The sequence below is a fragment of the Granulicella aggregans genome (assembly GCF_025685565.1).
Lineage (GTDB): Bacteria > Acidobacteriota > Terriglobia > Terriglobales > Acidobacteriaceae > Edaphobacter > Edaphobacter aggregans_B.
This window is the reverse complement of sequence record NZ_JAGSYE010000001.1, coordinates 685431-702825: the sequence shown is the minus strand read 5'-3', so window position 1 is coordinate 702825 and position 17395 is coordinate 685431. Positions and strand designations below refer to the sequence as shown.

At 61.3% G+C, this 17395-nt stretch carries 16 protein-coding genes; 5 read left to right on the top strand and 11 right to left on the bottom strand.

Going from position 1 to position 17395, the window contains the following annotated elements:
• Positions 1-158 precede the first annotated feature (158 nt).
• Positions 159-2108: a 30S ribosomal protein S1 gene (locus OHL18_RS02915; RefSeq protein ID WP_263374577.1), complete on the bottom strand. Its 1950-nt coding sequence runs from the start codon at positions 2106-2108 to the stop codon at positions 159-161.
• 373 nt (positions 2109-2481) lie between these two features.
• On the opposite strand from OHL18_RS02915, the gene OHL18_RS02910 reads away from it, so the two are divergent.
• Complete coding sequence (locus OHL18_RS02910) at positions 2482-3060, top strand: HIT family protein (protein ID WP_263373332.1); 579 nt, start codon at positions 2482-2484, stop codon at positions 3058-3060.
• 239 nt (positions 3061-3299) lie between these two features.
• Here OHL18_RS02910 and OHL18_RS02905 read toward each other — a convergent pair whose 3' ends face one another.
• From OHL18_RS02905 to OHL18_RS02885, 5 genes are all read right to left on the bottom strand, one after another.
• On the bottom strand, positions 3300-3824 hold the full coding sequence (locus tag OHL18_RS02905) for a nuclear transport factor 2 family protein (RefSeq protein WP_263373331.1): 525 nt from the start codon (positions 3822-3824) through the stop codon (positions 3300-3302).
• A gap of 156 nt (positions 3825-3980) precedes the next feature.
• On the bottom strand, positions 3981-4268 hold the full coding sequence (locus tag OHL18_RS02900; protein ID WP_263373330.1) for a putative quinol monooxygenase: 288 nt from the start codon (positions 4266-4268) through the stop codon (positions 3981-3983).
• Between the two features lie 23 nt (positions 4269-4291).
• A complete protein-coding gene (locus tag OHL18_RS02895) occupies positions 4292-5602 on the bottom strand; it encodes an adenylosuccinate synthase (RefSeq protein ID WP_263373329.1) in 1311 nt (436 codons plus the stop codon).
• Positions 5603-5699: 97 nt separating this feature from the next.
• Entirely contained in the window at positions 5700-6341 is a 642-nt protein-coding gene (locus OHL18_RS02890; protein WP_263373328.1) for a TonB C-terminal domain-containing protein, read from the bottom strand.
• 123 nt (positions 6342-6464) lie between these two features.
• The gene (locus OHL18_RS02885) at positions 6465-7400 is read right to left on the bottom strand and encodes a hypothetical protein (protein ID WP_263373327.1); all 936 of its coding nucleotides are present in this window, start codon (positions 7398-7400) and stop codon (positions 6465-6467) included.
• Between the two features lie 79 nt (positions 7401-7479).
• Between OHL18_RS02885 and mutM the strand changes: the two genes are divergently transcribed.
• Entirely contained in the window at positions 7480-8295 is an 816-nt protein-coding gene (gene mutM, locus OHL18_RS02880) for a bifunctional DNA-formamidopyrimidine glycosylase/DNA-(apurinic or apyrimidinic site) lyase (RefSeq protein WP_263373326.1), read from the top strand.
• 400 nt (positions 8296-8695) lie between these two features.
• Positions 8696-10303 (top strand): KAP family P-loop NTPase fold protein, encoded by a 1608-nt coding sequence (locus OHL18_RS02875; RefSeq protein WP_263373325.1) that lies wholly within the window; start codon positions 8696-8698, stop codon positions 10301-10303.
• Positions 10304-10366: 63 nt separating this feature from the next.
• Here OHL18_RS02875 and OHL18_RS02870 read toward each other — a convergent pair whose 3' ends face one another.
• Both OHL18_RS02870 and OHL18_RS02865 read right to left on the bottom strand, forming a co-directional pair.
• Entirely contained in the window at positions 10367-12481 is a 2115-nt protein-coding gene (locus tag OHL18_RS02870) for a tetratricopeptide repeat protein (RefSeq protein WP_263373324.1), read from the bottom strand.
• Complete coding sequence (locus tag OHL18_RS02865; protein ID WP_263373323.1) at positions 12478-13116, bottom strand: redoxin domain-containing protein; 639 nt, start codon at positions 13114-13116, stop codon at positions 12478-12480. Before OHL18_RS02865 ends, OHL18_RS02870 begins: the two co-directional genes overlap by 4 nt.
• 138 nt (positions 13117-13254) lie before the next feature.
• Between OHL18_RS02865 and OHL18_RS02860 the strand changes: the two genes are divergently transcribed.
• Positions 13255-13593, top strand: a complete 339-nt coding sequence (locus OHL18_RS02860; RefSeq protein ID WP_263373322.1) for a PilZ domain-containing protein — start codon at positions 13255-13257, stop codon at positions 13591-13593.
• Between the two features lie 34 nt (positions 13594-13627).
• On the opposite strand, the gene OHL18_RS02855 is transcribed toward OHL18_RS02860, so the two are convergent.
• Together OHL18_RS02855 and sthA are read right to left on the bottom strand one after the other, a co-directional pair.
• Positions 13628-14539, bottom strand: coding sequence for an ROK family protein (locus OHL18_RS02855; protein WP_263373321.1), 912 nt, complete (start codon positions 14537-14539; stop codon positions 13628-13630).
• Positions 14540-14611: 72 nt separating this feature from the next.
• The gene (gene sthA / locus OHL18_RS02850; RefSeq protein ID WP_263373320.1) at positions 14612-16009 is read right to left on the bottom strand and encodes a Si-specific NAD(P)(+) transhydrogenase; all 1398 of its coding nucleotides are present in this window, start codon (positions 16007-16009) and stop codon (positions 14612-14614) included.
• 192 nt (positions 16010-16201) lie between these two features.
• On the opposite strand from sthA, the gene OHL18_RS02845 reads away from it, so the two are divergent.
• Positions 16202-16825: a thiamine phosphate synthase gene (locus OHL18_RS02845; RefSeq protein ID WP_263373319.1), complete on the top strand. Its 624-nt coding sequence runs from the start codon at positions 16202-16204 to the stop codon at positions 16823-16825.
• A 46-nt stretch (positions 16826-16871) separates the two neighbouring features.
• On the opposite strand, the gene OHL18_RS02840 is transcribed toward OHL18_RS02845, so the two are convergent.
• The gene (locus OHL18_RS02840) at positions 16872-17141 is read right to left on the bottom strand and encodes a hypothetical protein (RefSeq protein ID WP_263373318.1); all 270 of its coding nucleotides are present in this window, start codon (positions 17139-17141) and stop codon (positions 16872-16874) included.
• Positions 17142-17395 lie beyond the last annotated feature (254 nt).

Here is a 17395-nt window from a genome sequence, read left to right as displayed (position 1 = left end):
CCGTTGGTCGGTCGAGAGGACGTGTTTTCCTGTTGGATCGGGCGTCGAGTTTCTAGGCAGGTTCTGAGATCGCCTATCTCGTCCACTATCGTTTTTGATCGCAAAGGTAAAGGCCATCCCGGTTGGGATGGCCTTTAGTCTTGGGTGCTGGAGTGCGATTACTCGCGTTCGGACTTCTTCCAGTTGATCAGATCGCCCAGCGTGGTGCTGCTTGAAGACGTGGAGGAAGACGAGGATCCGGAGTTGCCCGATCCCTTCGGCGACTTCTCGCGCTCCTTGTAGCTCTCCACTTCGGCACGGCTGGCTTCTTCGCCGACTGCGCGAATGCTGAGGCCAACCTTCTTCTCTTCCTGGTTCATCTTGACGATCTTGAACTCATGCTCCGAGTCAACATCGAGCGCGACGGGCTTCCCGGTAGCATCGGCTGCTTCAGAGACGTGGCAGAGGCCCTCGACTCCTTCAGCGATCTCAACGAAGGCTCCAAACTGCGCCGTGCGCAGGATCTTGCCCTTGATGACGTCGCCAACGCGGTGCTGGGCGAAGAACGTGTCCCAGACATCCGGCTGAAGCTGCTTGACGCCGAGCGAGAGGCGGCGGTTCTCCGGCTCAACGCCGAGGACGATCGCGCGGACCTTCTCACCCTTCTTCAGGACTTCAGAGGGGTGCTTGATGCGCTTGGTCCAGCTCAGGTTCGAGACGTGGACGAGGCCATCAATGCCGTCTTCGATCTCGATGAAGGCACCGAAGTCGGTCAGGTTGCGAACGCGGCCTTCAATGATGGCGCCGGTCGGGTACTTGTCTTCGAGCTGCTCCCAGGGATTGTCCTGGAGCTGCTTCATGCCGAGGGAGATGCGGCGGTCGTTCGGGTTCACGCTCAGGATGATGGTGTCGACCTCATCGCCGGGCTTGACCATCTTCGACGGATGCTTCATCCGCTTGGACCAGGTCATCTCGGAGACGTGGACGAGACCTTCGATGCCTTGCTCGAGCTCGACGAACGCGCCGTAATCCGTAACAGACAAGATGCGACCACGAACCTGTGCACCGATCGGGTAACGCTCGGTCGCATCGAGCCACGGGTCAGGCGTGAGCTGCTTGAAGCCGAGCGAGACGCGCTGCTTCTCTTTGTCGAACTTGAGGACCTTCACCTGGATCTCGTCGCCAACGTTGACGAGGTCGCGGGGGTGAGTGAGACGGCCCCAGCTCATGTCGGTGATGTGGAGCAGGCCATCGAGGCCGCCCATATCGACGAATGCGCCGTAATCGGTCAGGTTCTTCACGGTCCCGGTGAGGATGCTGCCCTCTTCAAGGGTCGCGAGCGTGACGGACTTCTTCGCGTTCTGGTCTTCCTCGAGTAGCTCCTTGCGGGAGATGACGACGTTGCCGCGCTTCTTGTTCAGCTTGATGACGCGGACTTCGATCTCGGTGCCGATGTAACCGTCGAGATTGCGGACGGGGCGCACTTCGACCTGCGAGCCCGGGAGGAACGCCTTGATGCCGATATCGACGGTCAGACCGCCCTTGACGCGGCTGAGAACCATTCCCTTGACGGGAACCTTATCGTTCGCGGCCTGCTCGAGCTTGTCCCACACCTTCAACCGCTGTGCCTTGTCGTAGCTGACGAGATAGCCGCCTTCCGGCTCCTCGCGCTCGACAACCACTTCAACCTGATCGCCGGCCTGGAACTTGGAGACGCCGTTGGCGTCCAGAACCTGGTCTAGCGGGATCAGACCTTCGGACTTGAGTCCGATGTCGACAACGACGTGCTTGTCGGTGATCTTCACGACCGTACCGGTCACGATCACTTCTTCGGTCGTCAGGTTGGCAGCAGCAGCCGTCTCAGCAGCCTGCTCGCGGTCGAAGTTGGCCAGGGCGGCAGCAAAGTCGGCTGCGTCGTAGTCTGGTTCTTCGCTGGATGCAGTCTCTTCGTGAGCGGCGAGAGTGGCTATAGAACCATGGGTCTCGGTGGCTTCGGCGTGCTGGACGGGGTTAGAGGTGGATTCAAGTGACAGGTCGTTGTGCTCGACTGTCGTTTCGGGCGAGAGGAGTTCGATTTCAGTGCTCAGGGGTTTGCCTTCGTTGTAGTCAGAATTATGGTCGTCTACCATGATGATGCGCACTCCGGGTTCCAAGATTCAAGCTCTGCGATCCCGGGACAAGGCCCATCGGTGGAGTTCCCGATAAAAAGGGCTGCTTGATTTGTTTCCGGGTTCAGATATGTCAATCGGAGAGTGGACATGTCTTGCAGAGGGGCTGCCTGCACTTGGATCCCACACGCGGTAGCTCAATCAAAAGCATATGCCCCTGATTCGTGGTAGTCAACCGGATACGCTCCACGGATGATGCAAATAGGGCGGTTATTCGGTGGCCGGGGCGGGAGTGACGCGTATTTTGATGTGGGCTTCACAAAACATGGCGAGGATGCTTGGAGCTGGGCCGCAGGCAACGATCTTCGGACAAGGGCTGCTGTAACCTTCTTCCATGGATCGTCTCTGGACTCCCTGGCGCTACAGCTACGTAAGCCGTGCTGAAAAGAACCTGCGCAAGGGCGTTCCTGTTGCGCTAGAAGCCTGGGTGGGAGACCATGCGTGCGTCTTCTGCAATATGATCGCGTCGGTGGAGTTCGCGATCGCCTCGGGGATGGATGCGAAGCTGGCCGAGCAGGCGGCGCACATCGTCCATCGCGGTAGTTCTTGCTACATCTGCCTGAACGCCTACCCCTATTCGACTGGGCATGTGATGGTGGTGCCGTACCGGCATACGGATTCGCTGGCGGCGCTGGAACCTGCGGCGGCTGGGGAGATGATGACGCTGGCGCAGTCGGTGGAGAGGTGTCTGCGGGCGGTCTATCGGCCGGATGGGCTGAACTTCGGGCTGAATCTGGGTGAGGCGGCTGGGGCGGGCGTCGCGAATCATATTCATCTGCATGGGCTTCCGCGCTGGAGTGGAGATACGAACTTTATGACAGTGGTGAGTGAGACGCGGGTGTTGCCGGAGAGTCTGGACGTGACTTGGGAGAGGCTGCGGGAGGCGTTTGGGAAGTTGGGCGAAACGCCGTGACTTCAGGGAGCGGCTGTCCTTGAGAGGCGTGCGGCTACGGGCGGAATGCGGGGATTCTGCGCCTTCGGCTCAGAATGACGGCCTGAGAGAAATTTGGTGTTTCGAATTTATCCGCGCGGTCAGCTGGATGGAGATCGGGCTCCGGGGCCAAAGCCCCGCTTGAAGGTGGCGAGGGTCACCGCGGGCTGAAGCCCGCTGCTACTCCGCGGCATTTCACTGCTTCTTCGCTGTAAGCGGGTCTAGTCGGTTGGGGCTCCGCGTTCGCCCTTATTCGGGACGCGGGTGACTTCGAAGTTCGTGATCTTCCAGGAGCCGTCGGGGTAGCGTTTGTAGATACGGGTGTAGCGGAAGAGTCCCTGGAGCGGACGTCCGTCGTTGGTACCTTCAAGCTGGGCCAGCGAAGTGACGATTCCCACGCGTCCCAGGAGTTTGATCTTCACATCCGATACGTCGATCTTTGTAATCACCAGCATCCGCTTCTGCAGGCGCTCGAGCTGCTGGGTCTTGTTGTTCAGCTGCCCATTGTTGGAGATGCCGAGGTAATCTTCGGCGAGCAGCTTGTCCATGGTGGTAACGTCGCCGGCAAGTTGGGCGGTGCGCCACTGCTGCTCGGCGGCTTCGATCTCCCGCTTCTCGTCGCGCTTGTGTTCCTTGTGGGCGTGCTGGGCGTGGGCGACGGCTGCAACGCCCAGGACCGCGATCGCCAGCAGCAACGCTACCCGGAGATGTCGCACACCACGCGCGAGTGATCTGCCGGCTTTCACGGAAGCTCCGTGCCCGTTCAGTCGACCCCACCCTTCGACAGAATGTGTAAGCGACATAACTTATCCGGATCGTAGCCCCATCCCTGCGGGCTAGTCAAAGCAGGCGCCGCAGCTCGGGATGGTCATGTCGATTAAACGCAGCCAGAGGGTCGCACGTTAGCAGATGGCGGTGAGGTTCTCGATCTGCCGCTCCAGCATCAACTGGTAGAAACCGCCGATGGCGTACTGGTGAAAGTGGGGTGTGTTGCGGTGGAACTCGAGGGCGTCGTCGTCCTTGTACTGCTCGTAGATGAGGACGGTATTCGAGTCGGCCTCGAGGAAGTGGGCCACGTAGTTGACGCAGCCGGGCTCCTGCCTGGAGGCCAGCGTGAGGGCACGCAGTTGCTCGGCAACTTGCTCGTGGTGCTCGTGATCGAAACGCAGTCGGACTGTGAAGCTCACCATAGAAAATTCCTCTTGTATCCGTCTTAGCTTCGGAGCAGATCTTCAAACTCGGGCAGCACCATGGTCTGGTCGCGATCCGGGCCGGTCGAGACCATGCCGATCTTCGCTCCGGACTCCTTCTCGACGAAGCGGAGATAATCCTGCGCCAGTTGCGGGAGTTTGTCGAACTCCGTGATGCCTTCGGTGGAGCAGTTCCAGCCCTTGAGGGTGGTGTAGATCGGCTGGATCGACTCGAAGCCGCGCATGTCGGCGGGGATCACGTCCGTGACCTGACCGTTGATGCGGTAACCGGTGCAGACAGGGATCTCGGCGCACTCGTCCATTACGTCCATCTTGGTGACGACCAGCCACTCCGTCCCGTTGATCATGTTGGAGTAACGGAGCAGGGGAAGGTCGAGCCAGCCGCAGCGGCGCGGACGGCCGGTGACGGCGCCGTACTCCTGGCCGCGGGCGCGGAGCAGGTCGGCGGAGTTGTCGTGGATCTCGGTGGGGAACGGGCCTTCGCCGACACGGGTGACGTAAGCCTTGGTGACGCCGATGACGGTGCCGATGCTGGTCGGGCCTACGCCGGTTCCTGTGACGGCGCCCCCGGCTGTCGCTGAGGAACTGGTCACGAAGGGGTAGGTTCCGTGGTCGATATCGAGCAGGGCTCCCTGAGCGCCTTCGAACATGACCTTTTCGCCGTTCTTGATGGCGTCGTTCAGAAGGACGGCGGTGTCGGTGACGAAGGGCGCGATCTTCTCGGCGGCGCGGGCGTACTCCTCGTACATGGCCTTGGGGTCGAGCGGCTCGGTGCCAAAGAGCGCGTGGGCGATGGTGTTCTTCTCGAAGCAGGCGTTCTGGATGTGGGTGCGCAGCAGAGCGGAGTTCAGCAGGTCGACGACGCGGAGGCCGCTGCGGTGCATCTTGTCTTCGTACGCCGGGCCGATGCCGCGACTGGTGGTGCCGATCTTCGTGCGGCCGGGGGCGTTCTCGGCTGCGAGCTCGATCATGCGGTGGTAGGGGAGGATCACCTGTGCGCGGTTCGAGACGAAGAGCTGTTCGTCTACCGGAAGGCCGGCGTCCTTGAGCTTCTTGACTTCGTTGAGGAAGGCCATGGGGTCGAGCACGACGCCGTTGCCGATGACGCCTTTGCACTCCGGACGAAGCACGCCGCAAGGGATCAACTGCAGCACAAACTTCTTGCCCTTGATGATGACGGTGTGGCCCGCGTTGTGACCACCGGCGTAGCGGGCTACGACGGAGAACTTCTCCGAGAGCACGTCGACGATCTTGCCTTTGCCTTCATCGCCCCACTGGGCACCAAGAATTACCGCTGATTTGCGCTGAGTCACGAGAGTTGCTGCTCCAAAGAATTCGAAAGATAGGAGCGCAGCCTGCGACGAACGCCCTACGCAATTCTATACTTCGCGCAGACTCTCCCGCTGGCGGTCACTGTGGCGACGGCTTCTTCTTGGCGAAGACGTCTTCCGGGAGGTCGCTGGTGGTAGTGTGGCTGGGATCCATGCGGTAGCCAAAGCTAAAACACACCTTCATCGGACTTGTATCGATAGGTGGTGGGGGAGCGAACGGTGCCGAATGCTTGATGCTATCGAGCGCGCTCTGGTCGTAGCTGGCTCGGCCAGAGGTCATCATGATGGTCGGATTGTTCAAAGAACCGTCCGGCAGAATCTCGAAGCGGATCCGGACTACAGCACCTTTCCGCCAGGGATCACCTGCTCCGCGCGGGATCTTCCAGTTGCTCGAGATCGTCTTACTGGTGTTCCGTGCGTAGAGGTCTACGGCTTTCTTCTCTTCGGCGGTCAGGTGTCGATCGGTCTTGTAGGTGGTGCTGGAAGGAGTAGTGCAGAAGCTGTCCTCTTCGGAGAGCTCCGGAGTGTCTGGGGGAACGTCCTGAGGCCTGGAGGAAAAGACCGTCACCGGTCCAGTTGATTTCGGCAGGACGAGTGTGGTGGGAGCTGGCCCTGAAGGCAATGGGTTGGACGAGCTGGGTTTCTGGTCTTGCGCGTGCGCGCAATGGAAAGAGGCGAGCAGCATGGCCAGGAGCGTGGAACGCAGGGGGCTGGAGGTCATGAGGAGAGCATAGCGTGCTGCCGTTGTCGGGGGGTAAAGAATCTATAACGTGCACATGAGCAGAGGGCTCTATTGGTGCTGACGATGGTTTATGGAGAAGCTAGTTCCTGTTCTTCGCCGCCTTCAGTCTTCTTTTTTGCCCGGTTCTTCCTCCCGCTCGGAGACTGCCTCTTCGGGTCCAAGGATGAATCGCACGCCGACATACGCGATCCAGCTTGGCTGGCTTCTCTCGGGGACGACGCTCTGGAAGCTGCGTCCTCCCATTAGGAGCAGGAGCACCCGCTTGTGGCGGCCCAGCGTCTGCCGTCCGCCCAACTCGGCGGTGGCATCCCTCCGCTTTTGTAGACCGTCGATGCGGTTTGCGTCCTGGCGGTCGTAGATCTCGATGTAGGCTTGGGTGCCGCGCCTGAAGTCGTGGCCGATCATCAGGCCCCGGACCCAGCTTTGGGGCACGTCGCGGTTGCCGAACTGGTAGCCGGCCTCGCCGTTCAGATGGATGGGGCCCATCCTTGCGGAGACTTCGACAGGTAGCAGCAGATTCGGACCGCGTTCGATCACGCCTCGGGCGACGCTCCGGGTCGGATTGTCGAGCGAGAGCCGGGGAAAGATGCTGGCGGCGAAGCTAGGCTCTTCCTCGGGCGACTCCGCTCCTTCGCGTTTTTCCGATCTTCCGTGCCAGATCCAGCTATTGCCAGGCGTGTGCTGGTAGAAGCGCAGCTTGGCCCCGAGAACGCTGTGGCCGAGGCCTCCGATGACTCGCCCATCGGTGGGGTCGTCTGCTGTCGGCCGGGTCTCGGCGACGACGAGCGGAAGCTCGTACTTCAGCTGCATCCGGCTGCCCAGACCATAGGCGAGGTCGAGACTTGGCAGCTCGTACTCGCCGTCCGAGGGGTTGCGGTTTCCGGCCGCGCCAAAGTTAAATTCCAAGTGGCGATTGCCGGGTGTCTCGGGGTCTTCTGTCCGGAAAGGTGGCGCGCCCTGGCCGGCGCAGGCCAGCGGAGCCAGGAAGGCAAGAGCGATCAGTGCGGCGAGGGCTAGGAGATGGAGTGAGCGCTTCATCCCTGCTCTATCGGCTGCAGAGGGATTGGCCTTGCACAATCGGCATCGGACAGGAAGCTTGCAGTAACCTGACTAGGTCATGCCTGAACTCCCCGAAGTCGAAACGGTCGCAAACGGCGTCCACGCTCGCATCCACGGTCAAATCGTCCTCTCTGTGTGGACCAGCAACAAGCCGCAGACGTTCAAGTCGCCTCCGGAGGAGATTGCCGAGGTGCTGACCGGGAGCCGGGTTGAGCGGGTGCATCGGGTGGGGAAGACGATTGTTTGCGACCTTCGCGGCAGTGGTAAAAACTCGCAGTTCCTGGTGCATCTGGGGATGACGGGGCGCCTGCTGGTGTCAGAGGCTGAGGTACCGCTGCCGCCGCACACCCATGCGGTGCTGGGCTTGAGCGGAGGCAAGGAGCTGCGGTTTGTCGACGCGCGGAGGTTTGGGCGGCTTTCGGTGGTGAGCGAGGTGGAGGAGGGTTACGCGGGTCCGGGGACGGAGCCGCTGACGATCCCGCTGGAGGAGTTTGTGGCTCTGTTTCGTGGTCGCAAGACGGCGATCAAGGCGGCGCTGCTGAACCAGTCGCTGCTGCATGGGGTGGGAAATATCTATGCGGATGAGAGCCTGTTCCGGGCGGGGATCAAGCCGAAGCGGCAGGCGGGGCGGCTGACGCGGGCAGAACTGGCACGGCTGCGGGAGGCGCTGATCTCGGTGCTGACTCATGCGATCTCGCTGGGTGGGTCTTCGGTGTCGGACTATGTGGATGCGGACGGTGTGCGCGGGTTCTTCCAGCTTGAGCACAAGGTTTACATGAGGACGGGGGAGCCTTGTGTGGTCTGCAAGGCTCCCATCAAGAAGATTGTGGTGGGTGGGCGGAGTACGCACTTCTGCTCAACCTGCCAGAAGTAAAGAAATACTGCCGGGCTCAAGGGAACATCTCTAAGAAGTCGAGTTGAGGTTGAGCGGGTGACTTTGAATCACAAACAACCACATTCCAGGCGAGCATCGGCCACAAAGATTCTTGCGAAACGGCATAAGAATCGCGCTAGACTTTCGCATCATGCGTGCCACGCCACCTCAGCCTCGCAGCAAATCACAAGCGTCTCTTCGCGACTTCGCCCCGAAGGACCGGGACGACCGCGAGCTTGAATCGGTGCCGATCCCCTCGAGCCAAGCGCAGGCTGATCTTCCATCGGCTTCGAAGGCTTCTTCTGATCCTGTAAAGGGCGGCTCCCAGGCGATTTCAAATCATGTTCTGGGAGATCAACCGGCGGGCACTGCGGATGAGCGGCTGGGCTTCAAGCGATATGTGGATGCGGTCGCCAATTTCCTGGCCGACCCGCATACGAAGACTCCCTTGACGCTGTCGATTGAAGGAAGTTGGGGATCGGGCAAGTCCTCGTTCATGTTGCAACTCGAGGATGCGCTCAGAGCTAAAGGGCGGAAGAAACTCGTTCGCTTCAATGCCTGGCAATACAACGCGGACGATGGACTGTGGGCGGTCTTTATCCGCGACTTTGACCGGCAGATGAATAAGAGCCTGACGATTCGTGAAAGGATTGCCGCTCGCTTCCGGCTGATTCGGTTGCGGATCTCGTGGCAGGACACAATAGAGACGCTGAAGATGGTGTTCGGGGTCGTTTTGACTACGATCGCATTGGTTGCGATCGGGCAGTATCTCTACCTTCATTTTTCTACATTTGCGGGCGACTTCTGGTCTGAGAAGGATCCGACGAAGGCTGCGGGAAAGACGCTTGCCGTGATCGGTGGGATGGGAGGATCGGCGGCGGCGCTGCTGTTATTTTTTCATCAGCTCGGCGACTTACTTGGCAGTCCGGCCAACCTGAAGAAGGGGACAAAGCTGTTCTCTCGGCCAAGTTATACGGAAAAGCTGCCGCTGATCGATCAGATCACGCATGACTTCCAGTCGCTGGTGACTGCGTATGCGGGCAATGATGACGTCTATGTGTTTATCGACGATCTGGATCGTTGCGAATACTCGAAGGCGGCTGAATTGCTGCAATCCATGCTGACTCTGCTGAGCAGTGCTCCTCGGATTGGGCTGATTCTTGGGCTCGACCGGGACAAGGTCGCGGCGGCGCTCGCGGCCAAGCAGGAAAAACTTCTGCCTTACCTTTACAACGTGGACGCGAGGGATACGTTTGCGGTAGGGATGCAGTACGGGCATCGGTTCCTGGAAAAGTTTATCCAGCTGTCGTACGCGCTGCCGGTGCCGCGGGTGTCGGGATTAAAGGCGATGATCAATCCTGATGTGAAGCCGCCGGAGGAGTTATTTCCGCCGAGCCAGAAGTCGGCGAAGGCGATCCAGATCGTGAATGGAGAAGACGATTCTGGCACGCTGAACCAATGCATCGACATGGCCGATGCTGTCTTCGACCATAATCCGCGGAACGTCAAACAATTCATTAATGCATTCCGATTGCAGACCTTTATCGCGAACGAAACTGGACTGCTGGGAAGCACAGGCGCGACCCGTGTGGGAGCAGCGTTGACGCTTCCACAGTTTGCGAAGTTCGTCGCGCTTTGCACGAGGTGGTCTAGGTTGGTGGAGGCTGTAATCGCAAAGCCCAACTTGATGAAGGCGTTGGAAGATGCCGCGTGGAAACGCTCATCCACTTATGCTGTGCCTGGCGAGACACCTATGGAGACTGGAATGCCCGATGAGGTTAAGTCGTGGCTCAAGGATGGGCACCTTGTAGCACTACTCTGTTTTGGAGGCCAAGCGGGGGAGTTCTCTATTGCACAGCTTGATTTTCGGCGGCTTAGCGAGATTGTTCCGGTTCCGGCAGGGCAGTTCGTGCCGGGGTTGAGAGAAGATGCTCCCCTGCCGCCGCAAAGAGTTGTTCACGTTGAATCGAAGAGCTCCCCCATAAAACGCACGGCCTCGTCGAAGTGATTCGAGCATGAAGAAAGCGACTCACAAGGCGATATTCGTGGTGGTGAAGGACGCCCTGGATCTTTACTTCAACATGGTGAGGTTGCTTTGGGCGGCCTGGTTGGTGGGGTCGATCTTGATGGCCTGTTCGAGGGAGTGGCGGGCGGAGGCTTTGTCGCCGGAGCGGGCCTGCATGACGCCCAGGTCGCTCCAGTCGTTGGAGGAGTTGGGCAGGAGGGTGACGACTGATTGCTGTTCCCGGATGGCGTCGGGTAGCTGGCCCATCTGCATGTAGACCTGGGCGAGGGCGCGGTGTGGTTCGGGGTCGGTGGGGGCGAGGGATTGCCAGCGCTGAAGGTGGGCGAGGGAGTTGGCGAGGCGACCCTCGGCGGCGTAGAGGAGGGAGAGTTGGTGCTCGGCTTCGGAATCGTTGGGGTGGGTGGCCAGGACGATCAAGAAGAGGGATTCGGCCTCGGTGAGGTTGGCGTCTGCGTTGGGCGCGGATTCGGTTGCAGTGGCGAGACGGAGATCGAGCGCGGCGAGGTCGAAGGTGGCGTCGGCGTAGGTTGAATCGGCGGTGTGGGCGGCGCGGAACTGGGCTTGGGCGGCAGGGAGATCGCCGCTGGCTTCGAGGGCTGAGCCAAGGGCGGTGAGGGTGCGTGGGTCGTCTGGTTTCTCGACGAGAAGCTTGCGGTAACGGTCGGCGGCCTGGGCGGGCTTGCCTTCGGACAGGTCGAGTGAGGCTAGGTTGTAGAGGGCAATGGGGTCTTGTGGAGACTTGCGGAGGACGGACTCCATCCAGGCGCGTTCGAGGGACTCGCGAGCCTGGATCTCGGTCATGGTGCTCGACGGCTGGGGGAGAACTTGTATCCAGAAGTGGCCCATCTCGTCTTCGGAGCGGTTGCCGGCGTGGACGCGGACGGGAGGCGTGTGCGGGTTGCGGGGGTTGGCGGCGGAGTTGTCGTAGAGGTAGCGCATGTGCAGGACGGAGCCTGCGGGCAGCGGGAGCGGGTGGGCGAGGCGATAGACGCTCTGGCGGTTGATGTCCCAGTCGGTGATGAGGACGAGGTCGCGGCGCTGTCCAGATGGCAGGGTCGCCCAGGCCTCCATGCGCTTGCAGAGGTAGTGGGCGTGGGGGTAGATGCCAAGGACGTCCACGGCGACGGGGAGCTTTAGCGAATCTTCGATGGAGAAGCTGGCGTCGCCGGGAGGGATATCGAGGGCGGCGTCGTGCTGGAGCTGGAGGAGCATGGGATGGCGGGTGGCGGGTTTGTCGGTGAAGTAGAGCCCTATGCGGACGCGGGTGGACTCTGGCTTGCCGGAAGGCTTCAGGTGGAGATTCAACACGAGGTCGTTGCCCTCGTCGAGCCGCCAGGGCATGCCTTCGGGTTCGATGAGGGCGGTCGAGTCAGGCTTCCAGAAGAGGAAGTGGCTGTCGGGGTCGAAGTTGTCGCCGGAGTCGACGTTGATGTCCATGCCGGGGATGCCTTGCTGCCAGTCGGCTGGATGGGCGTGGCGGAGGGAGGCGGTGCGGTCGATGAGGACGTTGGCGTGGTGGACGATGCGCGGGGAGCCGGGCTTGATCTCCATGGCGCGGACCCAGTGAGTTCCTTTCGTAGGGTTCGGGAGGATCACGTTGACGAAGAGGTCGGTTCCGGTGGCGGGGACTTCAACCGGGTTCTCTGTTTCCAGTACGAGGTCGGGAGGGCCTAGCTGCCAGTCGGCGTTGTAGGTAGGCGCGGTGGGGATGGGGCCGTCGCCTTCGGGGGTGCTGGCGGCTATCCAGCGGCGGATGAGGGCGAGTTCGGAGTCGGAGAGGCGACGGGAGTCGGCCAGGTCGCCGTGGCCAGGAACGGGGAGCCACGGTGGCATGTAGCGGCTCTCGACGGCAGGGGCGATGACGGAGGCGTAGCGTTTGACGTCGGCGTAGGTGGTGAGAGGGAATGGGCCGGAGCCGCCGGAGTGGTGGCAGGTGGTGCAGCGGGCGTAGACGATGGGGGCGATGTGAGTTCGCCATGTGGGTTTTTCGGGAGGGGCGGCGTGGGCGGAGATCGTGGTTGCGAGTAGGACGAGGAAGGTCTTGGGTCGCAGGAGATGGAGGCGGTTCGCGCGGGCGCGAATGCCTACCATAGCGACGATGAAGCCGTCGCGAAGAAGGGGCACCCGGCTTTGGTGGCCGGTCAGGGTAGGGAGGTTCAACGGCCCTCCGGTGAGCCGGTAGTGGCCGGGTTGACGATACTGCAGCCGACCGGGGTTCCGGTGGGTTTTGGTGCGGGTTTGTTGGCGAGGACGGCGTTCAGGGCTTCCTCGGCGAAGATGTGGTTGGGGCGGGGGCGTTCGAGGCCGAGGTGGATGTAGCGGTCGTCGATACGGCCGGTGTAGAGGGGCTGCCACCTGGTTTTATCCGGGACCAGGACTGAAACTTCCGGCGTGACGCGGGCGTGGGTCAAGCGGAGGAGATCGCCGGTTGGGTCGAGGAGAATCTCGCCGCCCGGATCGAAGGCACGCTGGTGGGTGGTGATCTCCGCGGCGTGTTCGGTGGAGTTGGGATAGACGAAGTAGAATTTCACGCCGCGTGGGGTGAACTGCTCGCGGAGGCGCTTCATCTCGGGGAAGGTGCGGTCAGAGATGGGACAGTCGGAGGCGACGAAGAAAAGGACAACGACGCGGGTTCCGGTGGGCGCGAGCGTCGCTAAGGGGCTGCCGGTGGCGGGTGTGCCGAACTGGGCCGGGAGTTTGGCCGGCGGCGCGAAGAGCGAGAGGACGACGGCGAGCAGCCAGCCTATGCGCTGGAAGGTGAGTGAGAGCGCGGCGGATTTGGGCTCAGCGGGCACGCCACATGATAGCGACTCCCACGAAAGTTGGTCTCTTGAAACGAGAGGGAGCATGGTCTTAGAACGCCGGGGCCGATAGATTCGAGGAATGAAACTTTGCAGCCTGCGGGCTGATTGAACGAAGGGTGAACTGGATTTATGAATGGATTTAAGAAGGAAAAAAGGGCCGAAGTGCGGCTTCCTATCGCAATTGGGGCGAGTGTCACGCTGCGGGACTGGCCGCTGCCGAATCCGGCGATGACGGTGAATCTGAACTCCAACGGTGCTCTGCTGCGCTTCGACACGCCGATTGACCTGTCGCTGGGAGACGTCATCATGTGCGACTTCGCCAGGCCTGAGGTGGACGTCAAGAACGGTGCGCCTGGACATTGGGCACGCGGAGAGGTCGTTCGAATCTCAGGCAATGACGTGGCGCTCCAGTTTCTTGAGAGCAGCTTCTTTGTGGGCATTAGGAAAAAGCGCACGATCGCGGCGTAGCAAGACGCAGCAATAAGCGATCGGCTCCCGGTAATCAGCCCCGAGCTGCGGCCTGTTCTGCCGAGACGGCGGCGCCTATGACGCGCGTCTCGGCGTCGTCCTTGACGATCTCGAGCGAGTAGCTTTGCAGAGGGCTCATCTTGACCATCTGCTGGAGGTAGTCCTTCAGCATGGGCAGGTCGAGGAAGCGGACGTTGAATCCGGTAATGAAGAACTTGCCGGCACCTTCCTGGTGGATCTCGGTGGCGGTGGCGGCGGCGAGGGCCTTATGCCAGAGGCGCTTGAAGTCGAGGCAGCGCTTGTCGGGATTGGCCGCGTTGGCGGCCTCGAAGACCTCTTCGGGCTCCATGTCGAGGAAGCGAAGCCGCATAGCGCGATGGCCCATGATGCCCTCGAGGTGGCCGCGTCCACCGCAGCCGCAGTAACGCTCTTTATCGTCGAGCGAGACGACGCCGTGGCCGCCCTCCCACACGCCGTCGATGAAGGGGTAGCGACCGTATCCAATGCCGATGCCCAGGGTCCAGACGCGAATGAGGCGGTCGAGCTTTTGCCGGGTCGCGGCGAGACCGGCGGCCATGCTGTCGGCATCGTTCATCACGTTGACGGCGACGTTCGAGAGGCCGTGTTCTGCAAGCTTGAGGGTGAGAAGATCCGCGATGCGCGCGCCCTTGAGCTGAGGAAGATTAGGAGAGTCTTCGACGACGCCGTTGCGGATGACGCCGGGAAGGGCGACACCGACGGCGGAGATGTCTGTCGCACCTTGGGCGGCGCAGGTGATCTGCTCGCACAGCATCTTGACCAGGTCGTCGGTGGGCATCTCGATGAGAGCGCCATCGTCCTCGCCGCCATCATCGGGGAAGCATTGCAGCGGGCCGGCCAGTTTGTGGTCGACGACCAGTGCTGCCTGAACGCGTTCTGACAAGGTCACGCCAATTATCTTCGCCATAGGTATCCCTACTCCGCTTCGGAGAACCGTTCGGGTTGCCGGTATTGCCCGTGCGATCGATAGCCGGGATGCCTAGTCGAACTTGCTCACACGGTTCAACCCGTTGAAAGCCGCTACTTTATAACATTCTGCGAGAGTTGGGTAGTTGAAGACTGTTTCGACGAAATAATCGAGCTTTCCGCCGAGCGCCATGACGGCCTGCCCAATGTGAAGGAGCTCGCTGGCACCCTCGCCGATGATATGGACGCCGAGGATCGCGTGGGTGACGCGGTGGAAGATGATCTTCAGGCGGCCGGTCGTATCGCCGCGAATCTGGCCGCGGGCGATCTCGCGGTAGTAGGCGACGCCAACCTCGTAGGGAACGTCTTCCTCGGTCAACTGCTCTTCGGTCTTCCCGATGAAGCTGATCTCGGGAATGGTGTAGATGCCGTAGGGGTAGAAGCTGGGGTTCGAGATCACGGTCTCGTCGCCAAAGGCGCGAGCAGCAGCGATGCGGCCCTGCTCCATCGATACCGAGGCGAGCGAGGGGAAGCCGATGACGTCGCCACCGGCGAAGATGTTGGGAACCTTGGTCCGAAAGTCCTTGTCGACCGGGATACGGCCGCGGGAGTCGGACTCGACTCCGACCTTTTCCAAATTGAGTTCGTCGACGTTGCCCTGGCGGCCGACGGCGTAGAGCAGCGCGTCGCCCTGAAGCTTCTTCTTGCTTTCGAGATTGGCGACGACGGTGCCGTCGGGCATCTCTTCGACGCTCTCCACTTCTTCGTTGAGTCGCATGGTGACTCGTGAGTCGCGGAGATGGTAGCTGAGGGCCTCGACGATCTCCTGATCGGCGAACTCGAGCAGGCGCGGGCGGCGTTCGATCAAGGTGACGCGGACGCCGAGGGCGGAGAACATGCAGGTGTACTCAACGCCGATGACGCCGCCGCCGACGACGATCATCGTCTTGGGCAGCGAGGGCAGGTCGAGGACCAGGTCGCTGTTGATGATGCTGGTGCCGTTGATGGGCACCTTGGCCGAGGCGGCGGGCTTGGTGCCGGTCGCGATGAGGACGTTCTTGGTCTCGTACACGGTGCTGCCGCGCGAGTTGGTGACGCGGACGTGGTTGGCGTCCTCGAAGCTTGCGGTGCCGACGAGCATCTCGATGTTGTTGCGCGAGAGCTGGGCTTCGGTGACGTCGACCTCGGTCTTGATGACGTGTTGAACCCGGAAGGCGAGATCCGCCATGGTGATGCGTTCCTTCACCCGGTAGTTCATCCCGTAGATGGACTTGTAGTTGTATCCGGAGAGGTGGAGGACGGCCTCGCGCATGGTCTTCGAGGGGATGGTGCCAGTGTTGATGCAGGCTCCCCCGACGACTTCACGCATCTCGATGAGGGCGACTTTTTTCCCCAGCTTCGCGCCGTAGATGGCTGCCCGCTGTCCGGCTGGACCGGACCCGATGACGATCAGATCGTAAACACTACTCATGCGGTCTGGCGCTCTTCCTGCACCTGCAACTTCGGGTACTGGTAGTTGCCCGGCGGAGCTTGAATCTCAAGGCCGGACGTAGTTATCGCCGCTTTGACGCGGCGACGTTGGTTTGCACTCGTATACTGTCCAAAAATAACACAGTTGCTGTGGCACAACTTACGCCCTGTCTGGTGCCCGTTCCCAAAATTAATGTTTCGATACGCCATTACCGATCGCCGCTCAGTCAAAGGTGAGCCGAGCCAATCTCCGGAATCAGACCGCTTCGCCGGGCTGGTTGACCAGGCGAAGCGGCTGGCTGCGGAGGGCGTCGATTTTCTCCAGTTGCGGGAGAAGGACCTTGAAGCTAAGGAACTCATCGGCGTGGCGAGAAGGATCATCACCGCCGCGCGCGAGGGGCGAGCGGGAGACGGGTCCGTTTTGCGGGTGCTGGTGAACGGAAGGCCGGATGTGGCGCTGGCTGCGGGGGCGGATGGGCTGCATCTTCCGTCGGGTGCGGAGCAGCTCACGGTGGGTCAGGTGCGGCGGATCTTTGCGGCGAGAGAGGCAATTGTCAGTGTCGCCTGCCATACGCTTGCGGAGGTTGAGCGCGCGAGCGGGGACGGTGCCGATTTGATTCTCTTCAGCCCGGTCTTTGGGAAGGTGATTCCCGGAGGCGAGACCCTTGCTGGCTTGGGGCTGGAGCGTCTGTCGGAGGCTTGTCACGCGGCGGGAGAGACGCCGGTGCTCGCGCTGGGCGGCGTCACGCTGGAGAATGCGCAGGCGTGCGTCGCGGCGGGAGCAAGTGGGATTGCCGCGATCCGCTTCTTTCTCTGAACCTGCCACACTGAGTCGCCTGCACCGGATGCGACCGGGTCAGCGTTCAGGCCTTGGCGGAGAAGCGGCGGCCGAAGGTTTCGTCCTCGCCCGGCTGCGGCTCCGATTCGTAGGTGCGGCGTTCGATGCGTTGCGCTGGGCCGAGCAGGTCTTCGGAATCGGAATCGGAATCGGAATCGGAGTCGTCCATCAGGCGCGTGGCGGATGCGAGTTTCTTTCGCACCTCGGCCGCGCGTTTTGCCTGGATCTCGCTGAGTTCTTCCCGGCCGGCACCGATGGATGCCAGCAACAGATTGTTGTTCGCATGAATGTGCATGGACGCCTCCTGCCCGGTTGTGCTCCGTGCCGATCCCAGACCGCGCTTGCCGCTTCCACGTGGTGGGCCGCTTATAGCCCCATCCAAGGCAATCGACAGGCCAGCGGGAAGGCTTTAGTTCTGTGAGAGTTCTAATCATTTCGGGGGCGGGGCAGTATGGGCGGCGGTTTCCGAGTATTCCCATCAAGGCGAGCCTTTGATGGAGCAACTGCGGGGAGCTGCCCTTTGAGCGCCGGGGCCTGTTAGAAATAACT

Coding starts and splice junctions, on each gene's coding strand:
- OHL18_RS02915 (WP_263374577.1), bottom strand. CDS start 2,108: ATGGTAGACGACCATAATTCTGACTACAACGAAGGCAAACCCCTGAGC.
- OHL18_RS02910 (WP_263373332.1), top strand. CDS start 2,482: ATGGATCGTCTCTGGACTCCCTGGCGCTACAGCTACGTAAGCCGTGCT.
- OHL18_RS02900 (WP_263373330.1), bottom strand. CDS start 4,268: ATGGTGAGCTTCACAGTCCGACTGCGTTTCGATCACGAGCACCACGAG.
- OHL18_RS02890 (WP_263373328.1), bottom strand. CDS start 6,341: ATGACCTCCAGCCCCCTGCGTTCCACGCTCCTGGCCATGCTGCTCGCC.
- OHL18_RS02885 (WP_263373327.1), bottom strand. CDS start 7,400: ATGAAGCGCTCACTCCATCTCCTAGCCCTCGCCGCACTGATCGCTCTT.
- mutM (WP_263373326.1), top strand. CDS start 7,480: ATGCCTGAACTCCCCGAAGTCGAAACGGTCGCAAACGGCGTCCACGCT.
- OHL18_RS02860 (WP_263373322.1), top strand. CDS start 13,255: ATGAATGGATTTAAGAAGGAAAAAAGGGCCGAAGTGCGGCTTCCTATC.
- OHL18_RS02855 (WP_263373321.1), bottom strand. CDS start 14,539: ATGGCGAAGATAATTGGCGTGACCTTGTCAGAACGCGTTCAGGCAGCA.
- sthA (WP_263373320.1), bottom strand. CDS start 16,009: ATGAGTAGTGTTTACGATCTGATCGTCATCGGGTCCGGTCCAGCCGGA.
- OHL18_RS02845 (WP_263373319.1), top strand. CDS start 16,202: ATGTTTCGATACGCCATTACCGATCGCCGCTCAGTCAAAGGTGAGCCG.
- OHL18_RS02840 (WP_263373318.1), bottom strand. CDS start 17,141: ATGCACATTCATGCGAACAACAATCTGTTGCTGGCATCCATCGGTGCC.